This window comes from Herbaspirillum sp. alder98, from assembly GCF_020179755.1.
Classification (GTDB): Bacteria; Pseudomonadota; Gammaproteobacteria; order Burkholderiales; family Burkholderiaceae_D; genus Herbaspirillum.
In genome coordinates, this window is record NZ_JAIUCY010000001.1 from 959,470 (window position 1) to 979,488 (window position 20,019).

Here is a 20,019-nt window from a genome sequence, read left to right on the forward strand (position 1 = left end):
AGTTAATCACACGCGCACCGCAACCCTGTCCGTTACCGTGACACCGGCATGTCTGCAAAACGGACACCGGGCTCAGTGCATGCCGTATTCGTCCAGCTTGCGATACAACTGCTGTCGCGAGATACCGAGCCGGCGCGCGGCCTCGGCGCGGTTATCGTTGGCCGCTGCCAGCGCACGCTGGATCATCACCCGCTCGACGTGGGCCAGCGCCTCATCGAGCTTGCCGTCCCAGAACACCGTCGCATCAGCGCCGGGTTCGGCGGCGGCCGACAAGGCCAGGTGTTCCGGCTCGATGCAGGTGCCGCGACTGAGGATGGCAGCACGCTCCATCTGGTTGCGCAGCTCACGGACATTGCCGGGCCACGGGTAGGCCAGCAGCTGCTTGGCGGCCGCCGGGGAAATCCGTTTGGGCGTATCGCCGCCCAGCAGCCGCAGGAAATGCTCGGCGATCTGCAGGATATCGCCCAGGCGTTCGCGCAGCGGCGGGATCGTGATCGGCACCACCTGCAACCGATACCAGAGGTCTTCCCGAAAGCGCCCTTCCCTGATCTCCTGCGGCAGATTGCGATGCGTCGCGGCGACGATGCGCACGTCTACGGGCGTAAGGCGACTGCCGCCGAGCGGCATGACTTCGCGCTCCTGCAGGACACGCAGGATCTTGGCCTGGGTGGCCAGCGCCATGTCGCCGATCTCATCCAGAAACAGCGTGCCGCCATCGGCCTCGACAAAGCGCCCCGGGCGGGACGCGATGGCGCCGGTAAAAGCGCCTTTGACATGACCGAACAGTTCGCTTTCGATCAACTCCGCCGCCATCGCCGCGCAATTGACCGCCACAAAGGGGCGCGCCGCGCGTTCGCTGTTGCGATGCAGCGCCCTGGCCACCAGTTCCTTGCCGGTGCCGGTCTCGCCGAGCACCAATACGGTGGCGTCGCTGGCGGCAGCCCGGCCCACCTGCTTGAATACCTGACGCATTGCTTCGCTGCCGCCGACCAGGTCGTGTTTGTCGGCCGGTGCGCCAGGTTTGGCCGGCGGCGCTGCGTCATCGGCGGATCGACTCTGTTGCAGCAGACGCTCCAGCGTATCGACCAGGGTGCTGCGCGCTACCGGCTTGGTCAGATGATCGAAAGCGCCCAGGCGCATCGCCTCGATGGTATTGTCGCCGCTGGCGTAGGCCGTCAGCATGATGCAGGCGAGCGGCGCCACGGCCGAAGCCCGACGCAGGAAGACCAGGCCGTCATCGCCCGGCATGCGCAGGTCGACGATGGCGGCGTCGATCCGTGTCCGTTTAACGTGCTGCAAGCCGGCCTCGGTACTGGCGGCTTCCAGCACCTCATGCCCAAGGTCGGCGAGCATCTCTGCCAGGCCGCTGCGAAAGGCGGCATCATCATCGACGATCAGGATGCATGCCATGGCAACTCCATTTCAAAGTGCGCGCCGGCACTGGCGCTGACCAACACGATATAGCCGCCATGAGCCTGGACGATTTCGCGCACCAGCGCCAATCCGAGACCGGTGCCGCCGACCCGGTTGCTCACGAACGGATCGAATAGACGATCCTGCAATTCCGGCGCCACCCCGGGGCCGTCATCGACCACCCGCAGCACCAGCCGATCTCGCCGCGCCAGGCGTGCGCCCATCACGATGGTGCCACCCGCGCTGCAATGCGCCAGGGCATTGATCAACAGATTATCGAGTGCGCGCGCCATCTGCACCGGATCCAGGGAAACGGTGCGCAGGCCATCGACAAAGCTGCCGGTGTCGATATCCAGTTCGATCTGCACGCCGCTGCGGGCTGCCGATTCTTCATGTTCCAGGCGTCGTTGCCGCAGCCAGTCGTGCAAATCGATCGCCTGGCGCTGGACATGAAAGGGTTGCCCCAGCGCCAGCAGGCTCGACACCAGCGCTTCGAGCCGTTCGGTTTGCGCCAGTACCGCTTCAAGCGCCCCGGCGGTCCGGGCTTGCTGCAATTCGGGCGGCGCCGCCAGCGCGTTTTCTGCCTTCATGCGCATGGTGCCGATGGGATTGCGTATTTCGTGCGCCAGTCCCGCCGCCACCCGGCCCAGCGTCGCCATTCGTTCGGCCTGCGACAACTGCGCAGCAAGCGCTTCGGACTGGCGCCGCCAACGCGACAAGGTCCATCCCAGCCAGATGCCGGACAGCACGACAAACCCTAACAGGAGGCTGGTAGAGAACAGCAACTGATCAAGCACCCCGGCACGCATGAGGGCGACGCGCTTGAGGGTCCAAGCAATACGACCGCTGGCGTCGCCGGTGACCGGACAGGCAGCAAACACGACCGATTCGCGCAGACCCGGTCGGACATCGGTGACCAGATTGCCTGCGTTGGCCGCGCGTTGCGCGGTGGCGACGATGCGCTCCTGCTCGGCGCTGGGGGCGTCGCGCTTGACGCCGCTGCCGTCGTAGGTCGGAAAGGCATAGGCGAACAGGCCCTGGCCATCCTGCCAGAAACCGCCTTCCACGCCCGGCTGGTCGCGCAAGGCCAGGTCGATCACGGCCTGGGCGGCGGCCACGCTGGCGACCGGTGCGCGGGCCGCGCCCACGCTCATGGCCTGGCAACTCAAGCCGATCTGTCGCGTGGCCTGTTCGACCTGCGCGCCGGCCCCCTGCCGGCTTAGCTGGAACAGCAACCAGGCCAATACCAGGGCGATGAGCGCAATGAAGGCCCACAGAATCCACAGATCTCGTTTGATGGTGTGCTGACGCTGCACAATGTCTCCTCGCCATGTTGGCGAACATTGTTACACACCGGGCTGACGAATAACTGTCGTGCATCAACGGCGTCGTCTACGCCATGAAAAATGCCGCTGCCGCCAGACTTCTTATCGTCTGGCGGCAGCGGCAAGCGAGGCGTCGTGTCTAATAACATCAGCGCCCGGACACCAGCATTACCAACCGTATTTCATCGTCAGATAGACACTGCGGCCATCACCGTAGTAACAACCCGTTGTACCGAGACACGCTGCAACATAGTTCTTGTTGAAGATGTTGGACGCATTGAGCGACATGCGCAGCCCCTTCAGTTGCGCATTGGTCTTGCCGAAGTCATAGCGCAAGGCCGCATCGAACAGGGTCACACCGGGCATGTGATAGATGTTGCCGTTGTCACCGAAATTCTCGCCCAGGTAACGCGCGCCGAAACCACCGCCCAAGCCGGCCAGGTCCGCATTCTGGACCGTGTAGTCGAGCCAGGCGCTGGCCTGGTTGCGCGGCACGAAGGCCAGGCGATTGCCGGTGTTGTTGACGCCGCCGCTGGTGTTGGCCTTGGTGATCTTGCTGTCGGTGTAGCCATACGAGGCGATCAGGTCCAGGCCTTTCTGCAATTGCACCTTGCCTTCCAGCTCGATGCCGCGCACTCGCACTTCCCCGGTCTGCTCATTGAAGCTGGTATTGAGCGGATCGGGCGTGGTGACGTTCTGCTGGGTCAATTCGTAGGCCGACAGCGTGATCATGGTCTTCGATCCGTCCGGCTGATACTTCACGCCCGCTTCGGTCTGCCGGCCCTTGGTCGGCTTGAACACGGCGGCGGTACGGCTGGTGCCCACCGTCGGCTGGAACGATGTCGAGTAACTGACATACGGGGTAATGCCATTGTCAAAGCTGTACAGCAGTCCCAGGCGACCGGTGAATGCCGAATCGCTTTGCGACACCAGCGTGTTCGCGGTGCTGGTGATGGTGCGGGTCTTGGTGTCGGCCCAGTCGTAACGACCACCGGCGACCAGGGTCCAGCGCTGCAGCCGGATCTGGTCCTGCAGATAGGTGCCCAACTGGTCGCGGTCCTGCTGGATGCGAGTGGCTGCGGGCGGCACCACGCCACTGTAAGTGCCATAGACCGGCGCATACGCATTGAACAGGCTGCCCAGCACGCTGAGCGAGCTTTCGCTGTAGTGGGCGCGCTCGGTCGAGTAGTCGACACCGACCAGCAGTGTGTGCTTGGTCGGCCCCGCATTGAAGTTGCCCTGCAACTGGTTATCGACCGTGAACATGCGCGACTTCTCGGGGAAGGCCCAGGCATAACGGCCCAGCGTGGCCGGATTGCAGGGCGTCGTCACACAGGCCGCCTGCACCCGTCGGGTATCGGCATCGACTTCGCCGAAACGCAGGTTCTGGCGCACGCTCCAGTTGGCATTCAGGTTCTGCTCGAACTCATAGCCAAAAAAGTACTGTTCGTTGGTAAAGCGGTCGAAGTCAGGTTCGCCGGCGAAGGTGCTGCGATCGAGCGCAGCGAAGCGATTGGTGTAGAGCGTGCCGTTGGCCGTCAGCACCGGCGCGCCGCCACCGCCTTTGGAATCGATCTTCTGGTATTGCGCCAGCAAGGTCAGCCGGGTGTCGGCGTTCGGGCGCCAGGTCAGCGACGGCGCCAGATAGGTCTTTTCTTCACTGACGAAGTTATAGGCGGTGTCGCTCTTGCGCCCCAGGGCCACCAGGCGGTAAGTCCATTCGCCGGTCTCGTCGATCTTGCCGCCCAGGTCGATGCCGATCTGCTTGCGGTTATGGCTACCGTATTGCAGCTCAATTTCGCGCACGGTCTCGGCGGTAGGCCGTTTGCTGACCATGTTGACCAGACCGCCAGGATTGGCCTGGCCATACAGCAGTGAACTCGGTCCCTTCAGGACCTCGACCCGTTCCAGGCCGAACGGCTCGACCCGTGGCTGCGAATAACCCCGGACCCCGAACGGCAACCGCATGCCATCCAGATAGCGCCCGGGCACGAAACCTCGCACCGTCAGCCAGTCGTAGCGCAGGTCGGTATTGCCGTACTGGGCGACCACGCCGGGGGTATAACGCAACCCTTCGGCGATGCTTTCCACGCCTTGCGCATCGAGCTGGTCGCGGGTAATGACAGAAATCGACTGCGGCGTTTCTTTCAGCGAAGTGTCGGTCTTGGTGCCAACGCGACTGATGCGCGCGACATTGCCAGCCACCGGAGTAAGCGCGGTCTCGGATTCGACGTCGTCCTTGACGGTAATGGTCGGCAATGGACCTGCCGCCGCCGCGCCGGCATCGGCAGCAGCCACTGCGCGCACCGTGTACTCGCTGCCGCTCAGGCGTACCGCGCCCATGCCGCTGCCGGCCAGCAGTACCGCCAGGCCGGCGTCGACGGTATAACTGCCATTGAGCGATGACGAACGCAAGCCGCGCAGCGTGGCCGCATCATAGGCCAGCGTGATGCGGGCTTCGCGGGCGAACTGGTCGAGCGCGGCGTCCAGCGGGCCGGCTGCGATTCTGAAACTGTGGGTGGTCGCGCCGGGATTGGCCGCAGTTTGCGCCATGGCGTACTGGCTCATGCCCAAGGGCAGGCCAAGCGCCATCAATAACATGGCGCCGCCGACGGCATGCGCCAGCGGGCGTTTGACAGGATGCGGGATATTTACAGGTGGCATGGGATTATCGATGGGTTGGGCTACAAGTCAGGATCTCTAACTTGCTTGCCGCAGCACTTCGCAAATCCCCTCACTTATTTTTGATTATTTTTATCGTCAGCCGGGTTGCCGCGCGATGATCGTGACCCAGTACCGTGTACGGAAACGCGCCGCCACCGGCTGGGTCGCCAGCAATACATCGATGGTGCGGTCGGTATCCTGCAGCTGGAACACGCCCGACACCGGCAAGGCGGCCACCGCCGGGTCGCACCTGAGCAACCCCTTCCGATAGCGCGACAGCTCGGCGATGAACTGGTCCATGCGCATCTCGCGGGCGGCGATGACGCCCTCGGTCCACGCCACCGGATCGAAGTCGACCGCGTCGGCCTTCCAGATCGCCTGGCGCGACATGTACAGGCTGTCGCCGGCCTGGGCCAGCACGGGGGCCGTCCCTGCGGCGCTGGTGAGCTCGACCGCATGTTCGAGCACCGTCAGGCGGGTCTGCCCGGTTTCCTTGCGCACCAGAAACTTAGTCCCCTTGGCCAGCATCATGCCGTCGTCGGTGCTGACCATGAAGGGCCGCCGTTGCGACGACGCCGCATCGCGCCCGGTGGTGACCAGTATCTCGCCGCGACGCACCTCGATCAGGCGTCGGCTGGCTTCATAGCGCACATTGACGGCGGTATCGGTATTGAGCACCAGTTGGCTGCCATCGTCGAGTTGCACCGTGCGCCGGTGACCGACACCGGTGCTGTAGTCGGCCGTTGCCATCTGGATCCAGGCGCTGTCGCGACCGGCGTAGACAGCCGTCCCCACCATGGCGCCACCGAGCATCAGCTTCATCGCATTGCGACGTCGCCCGACCGCTCCCTGGGCGCTGGCGGCCAGGACCTGCCCCGCCAGTTGCGGCGGCAAGGCGCGCACGTGCTGCATGTCCTGCTGCATGGTTTCGATGCGGCGCCAGGCGGCTTCATGCCGCGGATCGGCACGGCGCCAGGCCTCGAAGGCCTGGTGTTCACCGGCATTGGTCGCGCGCAGGCGCAAGCGCACGCTCCAGGCGATGGCCTGGTCGATCAACTGCGGATCGATGATCGCCTGCGGTCCTCGCGCGTCGCTGAAATTCACAGGAAGTAGACCCGGTAGCATTGTTGCCAGGCCGCGTTCAGGTCGCGTTCGACGGTGGCCAGCGAAACGCCCAGTTGCGCGGCAATGGCCGGCCCGCTCAAGCCATCGAGCTGCGCCAGCAGGAAAGCCTGGCGCGCCCGCGGCTTGAGCGCGTTCAGCGCAGCATCGATTCGCACCAGGGTCTCGATGATCAGCAGACGGGTTTCAGGCGAAGGCGCTTCAGCTTCCGGCAGCGCCGCCAGGGCATCCAGGAAGGCCCGCTCGACATCGCGTCGGCGCCAGTGATCGATCACCAGGCCCTGGGCAATGCGGGTGAGATAAGCTCGCGGTTCACGCAAGCCGGGAGCGGGCGATGCGCCCTGCTCGCGATTGAGCAGTCGCAGGAAAGTATCCTGCGCCAGGTCGGCGGCATCTGCCGCGCACCCGAGCTTGCCGCGCAGCCATCCCTTGAGCCAGCCATGGTGATCGCTGTACAACGCACCCAGTTGCTGATGCTGCGGTTCGGATATCGACATGAGTGCGTCGGCGCGGAGCGTTTCATTGAATGAGAATAACTATCATTCTATCAGCTTTGCCCGAATTTAATCTCGGCTAACACATCAGCGTTGGCTAGCGCGCAACAGTTCCACGCCGTGGGAAATTCGTTCATAGATAGTCTCTTATGAATCATAAAACATCATCTATAACGCTATAACTTCCCTCCAAGACCATGGAACCGGCCCCTCCCCGTCCGTGCTAAGGCAGGCAATCAGAAGCCGTTTGAGATGCATCAATAAGCCCCGCCGCCAATCAGCTCAAGCTGCTTCTGATAATTTTCAAGGAGCACGCAATGACAAAAGATACCGGCAACTGGCTATCGGCCGAGCAGGCGGTGATGCCCGATGGCACCGAACGCGAGAACCTGTCGCTGATCAACAAGAAATTGCCGACGCTAGCGCCACTGCCTGCGGGCAGCGCGCCAGAGCGCGGTGATCAGGCGGAGCAAGCGCCCGCCGACGCTGGCCGCTGAATCTGGCAAGCCAACAAGCCGGCATTCAGGCATTGGCCTTCAGTTCATCCAGCACATCTTCCGTGCGTGCCAGGCGCACACCGGTGGCTGCCATCCGGTCGAGGAACTGCTGCGATTGCACCTCGAACCCGGTCACCGGGCTCATGCAGTCGGTGATCAGCACCAGGCGCGCGCGGCCGGCCGCATCGAGGTTCTCGACGATGTCCTCGGTCGTGGCGCGCACGCAATGGCTGGCCGCCTCGCCCGTGATATAGACAGCATCGGCTTGCGCCAGGCCATCGATGAAGCCTCGGTTGAGCTGGGTGCCGGGGTCGTCGGCATCCGGCACCTCGGCCTTCACGGCCGAATAATGCTCGGTCCATGGGTTGCTGCCCTTGGCGAGCTTGGCGACGATGCGCAGGGTGGATTCTTCCCAACGGTTATAGGCGGCCCGCACATCGGCGTGCACTGCCCCGCCCCAGCTGCCGATCTCGCAGTGCACCGGCCACACCATCAATTGATAACGCTGCGCGGCCTCCAATGCATCCAGGTAAGCCAGGGTGCGCGGCAACGATTGCGGATCGCGTGGCAAGTAGACGCCGCTGCGCACGTCGGCCGCCACGATCTGGGTAAATGGCAACACAGCGCTACCATCGCCCTGCTGCCAGAAAGTCGGATGGGCGATATCGAGTCGGTGATGCGAATCGAGGGTAATGCTGATGGCCGACAAGCCGGCGCCGCCTTCATCGATCAGGCGCGCCACCCGCTGCAGGTCGGCATGGGCGCCTGCCACTGGCAAGCTTGGCCTGAGTGCCGGATCGGCCGGCAAGTAAGCGGCCGGCAAGTCACAGAAATCATTTTGTGGATCAATCACTAACAGATGCAGCTTGCGCTTCATGGCGTTATCTTCCTGGTGGCGGCGAAACCGGCTGGCTTCACCTGGACTGATGTTCACGATGGCCAAGCGCCGCATCGGCCCGCAGCGCCTGAACCACCATATCGACAAAACTGCGCACCTTCGCGGCCGACTGCCGTCCTTCACGGTGGATCACATGGATCGGCAATGCGGCGGTTTCGAATGGGTCGAGAACGACCTGCAATTCGCCCGTCGCCACCCATGGCGCAATCTGGTACGACAGCACCCGCGCGATGCCAAACCCGCTGCGCGCAGCCTCGATGGCAGCATCCATGCTGGTCACCACCAGGCGCGGCGTGACCTTCAGCGACATGGAACGCGCATCGCGCATGAATTTCCACTCGACCTGCGGCGTCATGCCAGGGGCAATGAGCGTGTGACGCATCAGGTCATCCGGCGCCGATAGCATGCCATGCTGTTTCAGGTAGGCCGGCGAGGCACACAACACGCTACGCACCTGACCGACCCGGATCGCCTGCAGGCTGGAATCGGGCAGATGCCCGATCCGCACGCCCACGTCCAGGCCCTCTTCGATCAGGTTGACGACACGATCGAGAAACAAGGCCGACACCGTTACCTCCGGATAGCGCCGCAGGTATTCCACCACCACGGGCGTGACGAACATGCGGCCGAACAGGACCGGCGCGGTCACCATCAGCCGCCCCCTTGGCGTGGCATTGATGCCGCTCACCGCCTCGTCCGCTTCGTCGGCCTCGGCAATGATGCGTCGCGCATCTTCCAGGTAGCGCAAGCCAGCTTCCGTGGCGCGCACGAAACGGGTAGTACGCGTGAGCAACCTTACGCCCAGGCGCTTTTCGAGTGTGGTGATGGCACGGGTGACGGCCGGCGACGACATCGACAGCCGGCGCGCGGCAGCCGAGAAGCTTTCAGCCTCGGCCACCGCGACGAAGACAGTCATCAGATGCAGTCGATCCATGCCGCCATTATTCCATTTAGAGAAAAAGTCTTCTGTATTCTATAAGGATTCCGGTTACCTGATAACTAGACCATAGTGAGTCACAGCAAACCCACCGGAGATCACCATGCCACGCGCCTTCTCAAGCATTGCCTACACCCCCTCGGTGCGCCGCGCCCAGCAGCGCTACGGCAGCGCCGGCGCCAATGCCGGATTTGACCATGAGGTGCAGTCGCGCGATCGGGTAACGCCACGCGAGCAGGGCTTCATCGAGCATGTGGACACCTTCTTCATGGCCAGCGTGAGCGAATCCGGCTGGCCGTATGTGCAACATCGCGGCGGTCCCCGGGGCTTTCTGAAGGTGCTCGATGAGCACACCATCGGCTTTGCCGATTTCTCCGGCAATCGGCAGTACATCTCGGCCGGCAATATCGACAATGACGGGCGCGTGACGTTGATCCTGATGGACTTCGCCACCCGCAGCCGCCTCAAGGTATGGGGCCGGGCCAGGATCGTGCACCAACAGGACGACCCGGCCCTGCTGGCCCGGTTGGCGTTGCCGGCCTACAAGGCGCGCGTCGAAAGGGCATACGTCATCACGGTGGAGGCATTTGACTTCAATTGCCCGCAACATATAACGCAACGCTTCTCGGCAGACGAGCTGGTGCAATTGGCGGCGGATGCCGATGGACGGGCTTTTCTGGGTGAGGTGCTGGCGCTGGCCGATGCCGCAGCGGCGTCAAAGGCAGACACCGCCCCCCACTAAAGCATGGCGTACCGAGGGGGCGGCGTCGTGCGTTTCATCCCACCCATTGATGAAAGAGATGGGAAAACAGGCGGACCAGATCCTTGGCCAGCATCGCGCCGCCCCGGCCAGCATGAGCCTCGAAGGCCAGTGTCATCATTCCAATGAAAACGGCTACTCGCATGATGTTCTCCCTGTTGATTCGGTTGGTATGGATGCATCTTGCGCCGGCTGGCCTTCACCATTGTTGCAAGCCAGAGACCGCCGGTTACAACTGAAACATTACATCGCCAACAACACCAGATGCACCTGCAGCGCCATGCGCCCCCGCCCTGCATCAAAATCCAAAAAAGTTATACCGTTGGATAATTGACATACGGCAATATCAGCCTACACTCAGCCGCAACTCCCGCGACCAAACGGGATGAACCAGCTGATCTTCAACGACGCTGGCGAGGGGTACACATCTGCCGTCATCCACAGCGCACAGCGGCGACCGCCATCCCTTTGCCGCGCCCACGAGGTAGATTCCATCCGCACGCAGCAGGACGGCGTTGACGGCGGGGCCTTGCAATCAGCACCCGATATCACTAAAGCAACAATAATCCTGCGCAAGATTGCCGCGCCAAACACAACAGGAACACACCATGAAATGGTTCTATGATCTGAAGATCGCCTCCAAGCTCCTTGCCACCTTCCTGGTGGTCATCATCCTGGTCTCGCTGCTGGGGGTATTTGCGATCTACAAAGTGGGCCAGGTAAACGGCGCCTCGAGCGACATCGCCACCCGCTTGCTGCCATCGATCCGCACCTTGCAGAACATGGCACTGCTGATGAACCGCATCCGCGGCAGCGACGCGCAGAACATCCTGCTGACCGACCAGAAACTGATGGAAGCCAACAAGGTCGGCACCGAGAAAATGATCGAACGGCTGATGGGCCAGCAAAAGATTCTCGACGAGATGAGCACCACCGATGACGAACGCAAGCTCTATGAAGAACTGCGCGTCATCTTTGCCCGCTTCATCGTCATCCACGAAAAGATCTCCAGCCTGTCGATGGCCGGCAAGAAGGACGAGGCGCAAGCCGCCAACATCGAATCTTCCGCCGAGTACACCAAGATGTTCGGCAGCGTCGAACGCGCAGTGGTGGCGCGCGACGAGCAGGCGGTGCAATCCAACCAGTTGGCCGGCCATACTTATAGCGAAGCGCGCCTGGGCATCGTCGTCATGCTGGTGGTGTGCGTGGTCCTGGCGCTGCTGCTTTCGCTGTGGCTGGCGCGCATGATCTCGGTGCCGCTGAAGGATGCCGTAGGCGTCGCCCGTCGCATTGCCGACGGCGACCTGGGCGCGCGCATCCAGGCCACCGGCAAGGATGAAACCGGCCAGCTGATGCATGCGTTGAAGGCGATGAACGAGAGTCTGCACAGCATCGTCGGCGAAGTGCGCCGCGGCACCGAGAGCATCACCACCGCCTCCGATGAAATCGCCTCCGGCAATCTGGACCTGTCGGCCCGCACCGAGCAGCAGGCGGGCTCGCTGGAAGAGACCGCATCGGCCATGGAAGAGATGACCTCGACCGTCAAGCAGAACGCCGACAATGCACGCCGCGCCAACCAGCTGGCCAATTCGGCCTCGAACGTGGCCGTGCAAGGCGGCATGGTGGTCGGTGAAGTGGTCGGCACCATGGAAGCCATCAATGCGTCATCGCGCAAGATCGTCGACATCATCAGCGTGATCGACGGCATCGCTTTCCAGACCAACATCCTGGCCTTGAACGCAGCCGTGGAAGCGGCGCGCGCCGGCGAGCAGGGACGCGGCTTTGCCGTGGTGGCCTCGGAGGTACGCAACCTGGCGCAACGCTCGGCCGCCGCCGCCAAGGAAATCAAGCTGCTGATCGACGATTCGGTGGCCAAGGTCGACGACGGCAGCAAGCTGGTGGTCAAGGCCGGCGCGACGATGGACGAGGTAGTGGCGAGCGTCAAGAACGTGACCGATATCGTCGCCGAGATCTCGGCGGCCAGTCACGAGCAAAGCACCGGCATCGAAGAAATCAACCGGGCCATCACGCAGATGGACGAGACCACCCAGCAGAATGCGGCGCTGGTGGAACAGGCCGCCGCTGCGGCGCAATCGTTGCAGCAGCAGGCCGCGCATCTTTCTCAGGCAGTCAGTATCTTCAAGCTGGAGCGGGGAGCGCAGCCTGGCGTCATCGGCGGTGCGCGCATTGTGCCGAGCCGGCAGCCATTGGCCCGCATCGACAGCCGAGACTGGGATCTCGTAGAACACTAGGGCCTGTTCACATTAAATCTGCGAGTGCGAGAGGTCGGCAAGCGTTGTCTGGCTAGGCGTAGCGACGCGCCGTAGTGGTGCTACGGCAAGGAGCTGCAACAACGGCAGGCGACGCTTGCCGGCCTCTCCCGAAGGGTTGCCCCCAGGCGGCGCGCTGGCTGCGTTGCACGGCAAGGCTGGTGGCGCCACCACCAGCCTTGCCGCACGCCTTGCCAGCACGCCGCCTGGGGGCAACGCATCTCGCAGATTTAACGTGAACAGGCCCTGACATTTACGCTTCGGGGGGATAAACGCAAGCCCCCTTTCCGGCTCGCCCGGGTCATAATCCGGGAACGAATACGCTCCCGGAAATAACTCATGATGCAGCAATCGGTCAGCACGGCTTCCCCATCGCAATCGTCTTCCCGCCACGGCTGGATTCGGCTGCCGATGCTCTTCCTGATCGGCATTGGCATCCTGGCCGGCTGTGCCAGCGATCCGCGCCAGCAGGCTGACGCGCTGGGACAACAAGCGGGCCTGGTGCGCGAGCAAATCGCTGCGCCGCCTTTTGTGCTGACGACTTACGTGCGCATTTCGCGCCACGACCAACCACTCACGGTCTATATCGAAGGCGACGGCCTGGCGTGGCGCAGCCGCTACCAGCCCTCGGACGATCCCACGCCGCGGCAGGCGTTGGGACTGCGCCTGGCGGCGGCCGACCACAGCGCCAACGTCGTCTACCTGGCGCGCCCCTGTCAGTTCACCGCCATCACGGACGATCCGCGTTGCAGCGTGGCGTACTGGACCGGCAAGCGTTTTGCGCCAGAGGTGGTGACGGCCATGGATGCCGCCGTGAGCCGCTACGCCGCGCGCGTGCCAGGGCAGCCCGTCAACCTTGTCGGTTATTCCGGCGGCGGCGCCATTGCCGTACTGGTGGCAGCCCGACGCCAGGATATCGCCACGCTGCGCACGGTGGCCGGCAACCTGGACCACGACGCGGTCAATCGCTGGCACCGGGTCACGCCGATGCCAGACTCGCTCAATCCGATAGATGTCGTCGACCGAGTGGCCAGCATTGCCCAGGTTCACTTCAGCGGCGCCGACGACAGCGTCGTCCCCACCGCCATTGCGCGCAGCTTTGTCGCCAGGGCGGGACCCTGCGCGACCCTGCGCATTGTCGCTGGCCTGTCGCACGAAGGCGACTGGGCCAGCCAGTGGCCGCAGATGCTGGCGTTCCAGCCTGCCTGCCACAGCGCGTCGAAAAAATAACGCAGATAACCAGGCGCCGGTCTGCACCCGGCCATCCTTGTATTCATGCCGCCAGGGCGATGGACAGTGCTGAAAGTTTTCCCGTGTTGACTGGCTGTTGCTTGTTCATTCGCATTCTTCTCCCTGAAACCCCGGTCTAAATTTTCCCGGACGGAAGATAACCCATTTTTGAGGCTGTTTTAAGGGCCGGTTTTTACGGGCCTATTTTTTTGATAGCCACCATAATGTGGCCTGAAAAATACATCTTTCTGTCTGTATTAGTTTTTAACTGATCAACACCTAATAGATTTGCGATGTCGAGCAATAAACTTCATCTTTGCTCGAATTGTGCCGACATGCTACCTGGCCTCACCTTTACGCGTTGGCGCCACAAACCCATTCTGCTCCAGGAATTGCTTCACCCGCGGTTGCCACACCTCGGGAAACTTGGCGAACAGCATATGCCCGTCTTCGCCGTGAGGTGGATACAACTCGAACTCCCCTGCACCACCGGCGGCCCGATAGGCGTTGAACCATTCTCGAGGATAGGTGGGGCCCATCCACTGGTCGTTCTGGGTATATATCCACAAGGTAGGAATCCGCGCGGTCTTGCCGTACTGGCCGAACATCTGTTCCAGCATTTGCGGCATGCATGGGCGCTGGGGATGCGTCTTGGGATTGCCGCCACCGCCACCGGCGAAGTTGATCGCCGCCGACACGCCCGGAAAATTAAGTGAAGCAACCGTAATTGCAGTAGTACCACCAAACGACTGCCCCGCGATCACTGACCGCGCCTGATCGGCATTGGGCAACGCCCGTACCGCCGTAAGTGCCGCCAGCGTCTGATCTGCAGCGATCTGATATGCCGGTGGATACTGTTTCGAATTGCACGAGCCGCTGTCTTCGATATCCTCCCCGCCGGTCACCCCATAACCGATGCGTGTGGGCACAGCCACGATGAAGCCCTGCGCGACAAAAAATCGCGCCGCCACGGAAAATCGCGCCCGTCCCACGTTGGCACGCCCCTGCCCGTCCACGGCTCGCCCATGGTTAAGAACCAGAACCGGCGCCGGGACTGGATTGGCATCGTCGCGCCATACAGTCACCCTGATCGGCTGCTCGATGGCCTTGCCGTAGACATTGCGTAGCTTCACCGGCACATCGATCTGCTCTTCGATCAGCCTGGCCTGCGCGGTGCCATGCAGGGCCAGCCCGCACAGGACGAGTGCCATGCCATGGGCAAGCGCCCGCCAGGTCGAGCGCGCATGCGTCATTGTTTTTTTCATGTCGGATTCAGTCAGGAAAGTCAGGAAGATCGATGCACTTGTTATTAATTATCTCCCGGATCTTCCTGGTTGATCCGCTGCGCGCAAACTCTTTAAGCCGACTGTCGATGACATGACATCGACCGGCGCAATCGCGTCTGTAGCACCATCGCGCTATCGACGTATCGTTCCATGCCGACGATCTGTTGATCCTTGCGTCGATACAGGTCGCGCCTTCGTGGAGGTATTGATGGCGCAGGAACAACGCCTTTACTAGTCACTGGCTTGCGGTGACGGCACCACCGTGCCGAAGCAACCAGGCAGATTGGCCGTTACGTAGGCAATCAATTTCTGCAGGCTTTGGTCCAATGATTCCACACCGCTATCGACCACATGGTCGGGATGCTCAGGGGCTTCATAAGGGGCACTGACGCCGGTGAATTCAAGAATTTCGCCGGCCCGCGCCTTCCTGTACAAGCCCTTTGGATCGCGCGCCTCGCAGGCAGCGATGTCGGCCGCCACATGGATCTCGTGAAAAGCCTTTTTACAGCGCGAGCGCGCTGCGGCCCGGTCTGCGCGATAGGGTGAAATGAACGCCGTGATGCAGATCAGGCCGGCGTCGGCGAACAGCGCCGCCACCTCGCTGACGCGTCGAATGTTTTCGGTTCGGTCTTCAGGGCTGAAGCCAAGGTTGGCATTCAATCCGGTGCGGATGTTATCGCCATCCAGCACATAGCAGGAATAGCCCAGGGCGGTCAGGGCATGTTCCAGGGCCATGGCCAGACTTGACTTGCCCGATGCCGACAAGCCGGTAAGCCAGAGCACCGCCCCGTCGTGACCGTAGTGGGCACGTCGGTCAGTCGCATTGAGCGCATGCGCTGTTACGGTCAGATTACGGCCTTCAGGCGACATGGCCTCATCCTCCAGAGTTAGCTTCGATCAAACGCCGGACGGGGACGCTGGCGAACTTGCAAGCCACCAGTCATCCGGCCCGGTCACTTTTTGAAAACCGTTGAGTGTCATGCCGGCTTCTTTCGGCACGCATAACAGGTTGGCAGAGACGATGTTGGCAAAGACGTTATCCGGGTTGCCGGCAAAATTGTTTTCGTTATACAAGCGCGGCAAATGCCAGACCATCTCATAGCCAAGTGCATCGATGAGGGTGATCAATGCAGCCGACTTTTCGCGTCGGTCATTCTCTACATACAGTAACGGACGATGCTGCATGATCAGTTGGCGCGCCCCGCTCAATACCTCATGCTCCATGCCTTCGACATCGATCTTGAGCAGCTTCAGCGATGGCAATTCCAATGCATCGAGCGCCACCACCGGCACCGGCTCTCCCTGCTTTTCGCTGGACAGCGACAGCCCACCGAAATTGTTGACGGCCGCGTGATTCAACGCCGGCACGTACAGCTGGCCTGCGGCGGCACCAACGCCTGCGTGATGCGTATGGACATTAAACAAGCTGTTGAGCGCCACATTGGCACACAGCATCTGAAAAATCACGCGCTGCGGCTCATAGGCATGAACCCGTCCGGCCGGGCCCACCAATTGCGCCAGATGGACAGTGTGCGCGCCAATGTTAGCCCCGACCTCGACCACCACGTCGCCCGCCCGCACGATCTGGGCAAACAGCACCGCTTCCAGTTCGCTGAATTCGCCATACAGGTCCAGCGACCGGCCGATATACATATCTTCCCGCAAAAACAATAGCGGACCATGGCGGCATTGTTTGAGAACGGTGGGCGACAAGATGCCGGCAGGTTGTTGCGTCTCGCTCATGCTACAACTCCTAAGAACGGATACGTGGTCGCCAGCGGCGATGTGCGCATCATGTGCTGCCTTCGCGCAATTGGCGCAAGGCGACGGAAACGGACTCGAGCAATGGTGCCCAGGCGCCTCGCTCGGATTGGCGGAACAGGCGCGTGGCAGGATACCAGGGCGTGTCCTGCCGCTGCAGCAACCAGCGCCAGTCGGCAACGAAAGGCAACAGCACCCAGGCAGGACAGCCAATCGCACCGGCCAGATGGACCGGCGAAGAGTCCACCGACACCAGCAGATCGAGCAAGCTCAGAATCGCCGCCGTGTCTTCGAAGTCTGCAATTTCATCGCTCAGCGACACCAGCGCCATGCCTGCCGGAGGGGTGGCGGCCTGCTCCGCTGCCGGCCCCTTCTGCAGCGCCACGAAGGTAATGCCTTCCTGGGCCAGCGGCGCCATATCGGACAGCGACATTGAACGCTGCGCGTCATTGCCATGCGTGGGCCGGCCGGCCCATACCAAGCCCACCAGCGGTCGCGGCAAATCGGCCAGGCGCATGCGCCATTTCTCGACCCTGGCCGGATCGGGGCTCAGATAGTTAGTGCTTCCCGGGAGGTCACTCAATTGCAAGCCCATGGCCATCGGCAGGCTCATCAACTCGCAATGAACGTCGAAGGCTGGCGGAATCGTGCCGCGCACAATGAGCTCATCGTAGCCGCTATAACGCTTGGCAAGCCCATGGCTTTCGGCGTTCACTTCCAGGATCACCCTGGCGCCGCTGCGCTCGCGCGCCCACGCCACCATGCGCAAGAACTGGAAGGTATCGCCATAGCCCTGCTCGTCATGAATCAGCAGGGTCTTGCCCTTGATCGGCTGGCCTTCCCAACGCGCGGTCTGCACATGTCGCTCGATCATGACCGTATGCTCGAGCTTGTAACGGAAGCGGTACTCACGCCAGCCGCGGCCGAATTCACCCTGCGACAGCAAGACTTCTGCCAGGTCGAAACGCGTCCCCATGTCGCCCGGGACCGTGCGCACGATCATTTCCAGAATCTGTCGCGATTCATCGATCCGGCCTTGTGGCCGCAGCGCCTGGAACAATTGGCGCCACAACGGGATGGGCCCCGATCCCGACGCCAGCCCCCCACGCAGCACGGCTTCGGCTTCCGCGAAGCGTTGCGCGCCAAGCAGCTCAGCCGCCTGACGCTGGATTGCCTCGTACTCGGCTAACGTTGGTGTCACGGTGCTCATGCCTGTCCCGATGTGTCGGAGCTGGCCGACTGGATCCCGAGCGCCGTCAGCAGCGGCCCGAGATACGCGGCATGACGACGCCAGCGTCCTTTAGAGGTGGTATAGATCGGTTGCCGTACCTGACTGACGCTGGCAGTACGCACCACACGCCGGGTGTGATGGAAGTCGAGGCAAGCGTCATCCCACGGCAGGCCGACAAAGTTGATCAGGCGCCGCGCCTGCGTCTCAAGGTCATCGACCACACTTTCGTAATCGATTTCGATGAACCGGTCTGCCGGCAGCACGTTGCGCAGGCTATCCATCAATGCCTGATAGTCGCGATAAAACGCGCCCAGCTCATCCTGGCGATAGGCGAACAGTTGTTCGCTGGAAAAATTCTTGCTGTAACAGGACAGGCAGGTGTCGACCGGGTCCCGGCGACAGTGAATGATGCGTGCGCCGGAAAGGATCAACGGAATCAAGCCTGCGTATAAAAAATTGGCCGGCATCTTGTCGACCAGACGCAGCGCGTCGGGCGCCAGGCTGCTAGTCCGGGACAAATAGTCTTCTCCGACGCGCGCAAAATCATCGTCATTCCAGCGCGCCAGATCATCCGGAAAGCGCCCCCTCGCCTCGACGGCAAACCGCAACGCGCTCAATTCGCCGGCGCCGGCTATATCGGCGTGGGAGGCAAGAATCTGCTCTACCAGGGTAGTACCGGAACGCGGCATGCCAATGATGAATACGGGCCGCTCCGACGCCGCCCCGGCATGCTTGAACCTGTCCGCCAGCGCTGGGGTGAAGCTCGCCGCGATATGACGCATCCATTGACGGGTCTGATTGGCGTCATACACCATGACACTACGCTTGATCGCATTGCCTTGATCAAGATGATAAAAAGCACGCTCCGAATTGTCGGTGTCGAGATAGGCCTTGCCCAACGCAAAATGCAGGCCCACCTGATCACTGATGCTCGGCTTGACCGCCTGCGCCAGCGCGTCCTCCATGAGCGCGATATCAGGATCGCCACTACGATATTTCTTGCTGTCGGTGCGCGCCATCATGACCCGCATCGACCCGGGAAACTTTTCCATCGCATGATCAAAGGCGGCAATGGCGGCGTCCTGGTCACCCATTTCCATCAGCAGCGTGGCGCGCGAGACCATGGCCTCTTCCATCACCGTGCCTGGCAACGTTGCGGCGCGCTCAAAACTTTCCAGCGCCTGCTCATGCTGGTCCAATGCCTGCAATGCGCGGCCCAGCACGTTGTGCGCCCGGGCGCTGTCAGGCGCCACGCGGACCGCCTCGTGCGCGCAGGTCAGCGCGTCTTGATAACGTTCGGTCTTGATCAGGAGCTGCGCACGCGCGGCCAGTGCTCCCGCATGTTGCGGGGCAAATGCCATCAGTGAATTGAGGCGCTGCAAGGCGTCGTCATGGCGCAAGCGCGACATCTCGATTTCCGCCAGATTCAGGTAGGCGTCCGCCAGATGCGGATTGAGTTCGATCGCCATTTCTGCGGCTGCCGCGGCTTCGTCGAAACGCCCCTGCTCGCACAACAGAAAGGCCAGATTACTGTGCGCTTCAGCGTAGTTGGGATGCAGCGCCAGCGCCTGCCGGTAACTGGCTTGCGCTTCTTCCAGCCGCCCCAGCAACTTGCAGGTATTGGCGAGATTATTGTGGGCTTCGTGATTGTCGGGTTGCAGGGCGACGACGCGTTGCAGGCATTCCAGGCTGGCATCGAATTTTCCGCTTTCCTGCAGGATGATGCCCAGGTTATTCCAGCCGGCAGTCATCTGCGGTTCTTGCGCTACGGCGCGGCGAGCGTTTTTCTCGGCCTCTTCCAGCAATCCCCGCTGACGGCAGATTTCGGCAAGATTGCTGCAATAGGCCGCCGGCGCTGTCGACAGCATGCACGCCCGGCGCAGGTAGTCGAGGGCCAGATCGGGCTTGTTGTAGGCATGCGCCATCAATCCCAGCAGATGCAACGCATCCGGATGATGTGGCACGACCTGCAATACCTGATTAGCGAGCTGTTCAGCCTGCGGCGCCTGCCCGGCATTCCAGTGCGCATAGGCCCGTTTGACCGCCTCGGGAATCGTGATTTGATTTGCGACCGGGAAATTGTTCATCGTCAGGAATTCCGCACAACCAGGACACGCCTGGAATATTTTAT

Annotated in this window: 18 protein-coding genes; 5 read left to right on the top strand and 13 right to left on the bottom strand. The window is 62.1% G+C overall.

All coding sequences use genetic code 11. From position 1 onward, the window contains the following. Nucleotides 1-72: 72 nt before the first annotated feature. The 5 genes from LBW87_RS04455 to LBW87_RS04475 all read right to left on the bottom strand — a co-directional run bounded on the left by LBW87_RS04455 (nucleotide 73) and on the right by LBW87_RS04475 (nucleotide 7,021). On the bottom strand, nucleotides 73-1,410 hold the full coding sequence (locus LBW87_RS04455; protein WP_225200214.1) for a sigma-54-dependent transcriptional regulator: 1,338 nt from the start codon (nucleotides 1,408-1,410) through the stop codon (nucleotides 73-75). Continuing rightward, entirely contained in the window at nucleotides 1,395-2,729 is a 1,335-nt protein-coding gene (locus tag LBW87_RS04460) for a two-component system sensor histidine kinase NtrB (RefSeq protein WP_225200215.1), read from the bottom strand. Before LBW87_RS04460 ends, LBW87_RS04455 begins: the two co-directional genes overlap by 16 nt. A gap of 177 nt (nucleotides 2,730-2,906) precedes the next feature. Continuing rightward, complete coding sequence (locus LBW87_RS04465; RefSeq protein ID WP_225200216.1) at nucleotides 2,907-5,402, bottom strand: TonB-dependent siderophore receptor; 2,496 nt, start codon at nucleotides 5,400-5,402, stop codon at nucleotides 2,907-2,909. Nucleotides 5,403-5,498: 96 nt separating this feature from the next. Then, the gene (locus LBW87_RS04470) at nucleotides 5,499-6,506 is read right to left on the bottom strand and encodes a FecR domain-containing protein (RefSeq protein ID WP_225200217.1); all 1,008 of its coding nucleotides are present in this window, start codon (nucleotides 6,504-6,506) and stop codon (nucleotides 5,499-5,501) included. Continuing rightward, complete coding sequence (locus LBW87_RS04475; protein WP_225200218.1) at nucleotides 6,503-7,021, bottom strand: sigma-70 family RNA polymerase sigma factor; 519 nt, start codon at nucleotides 7,019-7,021, stop codon at nucleotides 6,503-6,505. Before LBW87_RS04475 ends, LBW87_RS04470 begins: the two co-directional genes overlap by 4 nt. Before the next feature lie 314 nt (nucleotides 7,022-7,335). Here LBW87_RS04475 and LBW87_RS04480 point away from each other — a divergent pair, with 314 nt between their 5' ends. Beyond that, a complete protein-coding gene (locus LBW87_RS04480; RefSeq protein WP_225200219.1) occupies nucleotides 7,336-7,515 on the top strand; it encodes a hypothetical protein in 180 nt (59 codons plus the stop codon). Between the two features lie 25 nt (nucleotides 7,516-7,540). Here LBW87_RS04480 and LBW87_RS04485 read toward each other — a convergent pair whose 3' ends face one another. Then, complete coding sequence (locus tag LBW87_RS04485; protein WP_225200220.1) at nucleotides 7,541-8,392, bottom strand: cysteine hydrolase; 852 nt, start codon at nucleotides 8,390-8,392, stop codon at nucleotides 7,541-7,543. A gap of 37 nt (nucleotides 8,393-8,429) precedes the next feature. Continuing rightward, nucleotides 8,430-9,347: a LysR substrate-binding domain-containing protein gene (locus LBW87_RS04490; RefSeq protein WP_225200221.1), complete on the bottom strand. Its 918-nt coding sequence runs from the start codon at nucleotides 9,345-9,347 to the stop codon at nucleotides 8,430-8,432. A gap of 106 nt (nucleotides 9,348-9,453) precedes the next feature. Between LBW87_RS04490 and LBW87_RS04495 the strand changes: the two genes are divergently transcribed. Beyond that, the gene (locus tag LBW87_RS04495) at nucleotides 9,454-10,092 is read left to right on the top strand and encodes a pyridoxamine 5'-phosphate oxidase family protein (RefSeq protein WP_225200222.1); all 639 of its coding nucleotides are present in this window, start codon (nucleotides 9,454-9,456) and stop codon (nucleotides 10,090-10,092) included. 34 nt (nucleotides 10,093-10,126) lie between these two features. On the opposite strand, the gene LBW87_RS23860 is transcribed toward LBW87_RS04495, so the two are convergent. After that, complete coding sequence (locus tag LBW87_RS23860; RefSeq protein ID WP_265112844.1) at nucleotides 10,127-10,255, bottom strand: hypothetical protein; 129 nt, start codon at nucleotides 10,253-10,255, stop codon at nucleotides 10,127-10,129. 240 nt (nucleotides 10,256-10,495) lie between these two features. On the opposite strand from LBW87_RS23860, the gene LBW87_RS04500 reads away from it, so the two are divergent. The 3 genes from LBW87_RS04500 (at nucleotide 10,496) to LBW87_RS04510 (ending at nucleotide 13,610) form a co-directional block, all read left to right on the top strand. Then, nucleotides 10,496-10,735 carry a hypothetical protein gene (locus LBW87_RS04500; RefSeq protein WP_225200223.1) on the top strand — a complete coding sequence of 80 codons (240 nt, stop codon included), beginning with the start codon at nucleotides 10,496-10,498 and terminating at the stop codon, nucleotides 10,733-10,735. After that, the gene (locus LBW87_RS04505) at nucleotides 10,719-12,362 is read left to right on the top strand and encodes a methyl-accepting chemotaxis protein (protein WP_225200224.1); all 1,644 of its coding nucleotides are present in this window, start codon (nucleotides 10,719-10,721) and stop codon (nucleotides 12,360-12,362) included. The genes LBW87_RS04500 and LBW87_RS04505 overlap by 17 nt, the downstream gene beginning before the upstream one ends. Nucleotides 12,363-12,719: 357 nt before the next feature. Beyond that, entirely contained in the window at nucleotides 12,720-13,610 is an 891-nt protein-coding gene (locus tag LBW87_RS04510; RefSeq protein ID WP_413927608.1) for an alpha/beta hydrolase, read from the top strand. 338 nt (nucleotides 13,611-13,948) lie between these two features. Here LBW87_RS04510 and LBW87_RS04515 read toward each other — a convergent pair whose 3' ends face one another. The 5 genes from LBW87_RS04515 to LBW87_RS04535 form a co-directional block, all read right to left on the bottom strand. Continuing rightward, nucleotides 13,949-14,875 (bottom strand): dienelactone hydrolase family protein, encoded by a 927-nt coding sequence (locus tag LBW87_RS04515; RefSeq protein WP_225200225.1) that lies wholly within the window; start codon nucleotides 14,873-14,875, stop codon nucleotides 13,949-13,951. 252 nt (nucleotides 14,876-15,127) lie between these two features. Continuing rightward, nucleotides 15,128-15,766 (bottom strand): adenylyl-sulfate kinase, encoded by a 639-nt coding sequence (cysC, locus tag LBW87_RS04520; RefSeq protein WP_225200226.1) that lies wholly within the window; start codon nucleotides 15,764-15,766, stop codon nucleotides 15,128-15,130. A 27-nt stretch (nucleotides 15,767-15,793) separates the two neighbouring features. Beyond that, nucleotides 15,794-16,639, bottom strand: a complete 846-nt coding sequence (locus LBW87_RS04525; protein WP_225200227.1) for an FkbM family methyltransferase — start codon at nucleotides 16,637-16,639, stop codon at nucleotides 15,794-15,796. Between the two features lie 49 nt (nucleotides 16,640-16,688). Beyond that, nucleotides 16,689-17,858 (bottom strand): tetratricopeptide repeat protein, encoded by a 1,170-nt coding sequence (locus LBW87_RS04530; RefSeq protein WP_225200228.1) that lies wholly within the window; start codon nucleotides 17,856-17,858, stop codon nucleotides 16,689-16,691. Nucleotides 17,859-17,863: 5 nt separating this feature from the next. After that, entirely contained in the window at nucleotides 17,864-19,975 is a 2,112-nt protein-coding gene (locus LBW87_RS04535; RefSeq protein WP_225200229.1) for a tetratricopeptide repeat-containing sulfotransferase family protein, read from the bottom strand. Nucleotides 19,976-20,019: the final 44 nt, after the last annotated feature.

What these genes read in the sequence shown, in the direction of transcription:
- LBW87_RS04535 (WP_225200229.1), bottom strand. Translation starts at nt 19,975, where the DNA reads ATGAACAATTTCCCGGTCGCAAATCAAATCACGATTCCCGAGGCGGTC.
- LBW87_RS04515 (WP_225200225.1), bottom strand. Translation starts at nt 14,875, where the DNA reads ATGAAAAAAACAATGACGCATGCGCGCTCGACCTGGCGGGCGCTTGCC.
- LBW87_RS04510 (WP_413927608.1), top strand. Translation starts at nt 12,720, where the DNA reads ATGATGCAGCAATCGGTCAGCACGGCTTCCCCATCGCAATCGTCTTCC.
- LBW87_RS04525 (WP_225200227.1), bottom strand. Translation starts at nt 16,639, where the DNA reads ATGAGCGAGACGCAACAACCTGCCGGCATCTTGTCGCCCACCGTTCTC.
- LBW87_RS04490 (WP_225200221.1), bottom strand. Translation starts at nt 9,347, where the DNA reads ATGGATCGACTGCATCTGATGACTGTCTTCGTCGCGGTGGCCGAGGCT.
- LBW87_RS04500 (WP_225200223.1), top strand. Translation starts at nt 10,496, where the DNA reads ATGAACCAGCTGATCTTCAACGACGCTGGCGAGGGGTACACATCTGCC.
- cysC (WP_225200226.1), bottom strand. Translation starts at nt 15,766, where the DNA reads ATGTCGCCTGAAGGCCGTAATCTGACCGTAACAGCGCATGCGCTCAAT.
- LBW87_RS04465 (WP_225200216.1), bottom strand. Translation starts at nt 5,402, where the DNA reads ATGCCACCTGTAAATATCCCGCATCCTGTCAAACGCCCGCTGGCGCAT.
- LBW87_RS23860 (WP_265112844.1), bottom strand. Translation starts at nt 10,255, where the DNA reads ATGCGAGTAGCCGTTTTCATTGGAATGATGACACTGGCCTTCGAGGCT.
- LBW87_RS04475 (WP_225200218.1), bottom strand. Translation starts at nt 7,021, where the DNA reads ATGTCGATATCCGAACCGCAGCATCAGCAACTGGGTGCGTTGTACAGC.
- LBW87_RS04485 (WP_225200220.1), bottom strand. Translation starts at nt 8,392, where the DNA reads ATGAAGCGCAAGCTGCATCTGTTAGTGATTGATCCACAAAATGATTTC.
- LBW87_RS04480 (WP_225200219.1), top strand. Translation starts at nt 7,336, where the DNA reads ATGACAAAAGATACCGGCAACTGGCTATCGGCCGAGCAGGCGGTGATG.
- LBW87_RS04495 (WP_225200222.1), top strand. Translation starts at nt 9,454, where the DNA reads ATGCCACGCGCCTTCTCAAGCATTGCCTACACCCCCTCGGTGCGCCGC.
- LBW87_RS04505 (WP_225200224.1), top strand. Translation starts at nt 10,719, where the DNA reads ATGAAATGGTTCTATGATCTGAAGATCGCCTCCAAGCTCCTTGCCACC.
- LBW87_RS04455 (WP_225200214.1), bottom strand. Translation starts at nt 1,410, where the DNA reads ATGGCATGCATCCTGATCGTCGATGATGATGCCGCCTTTCGCAGCGGC.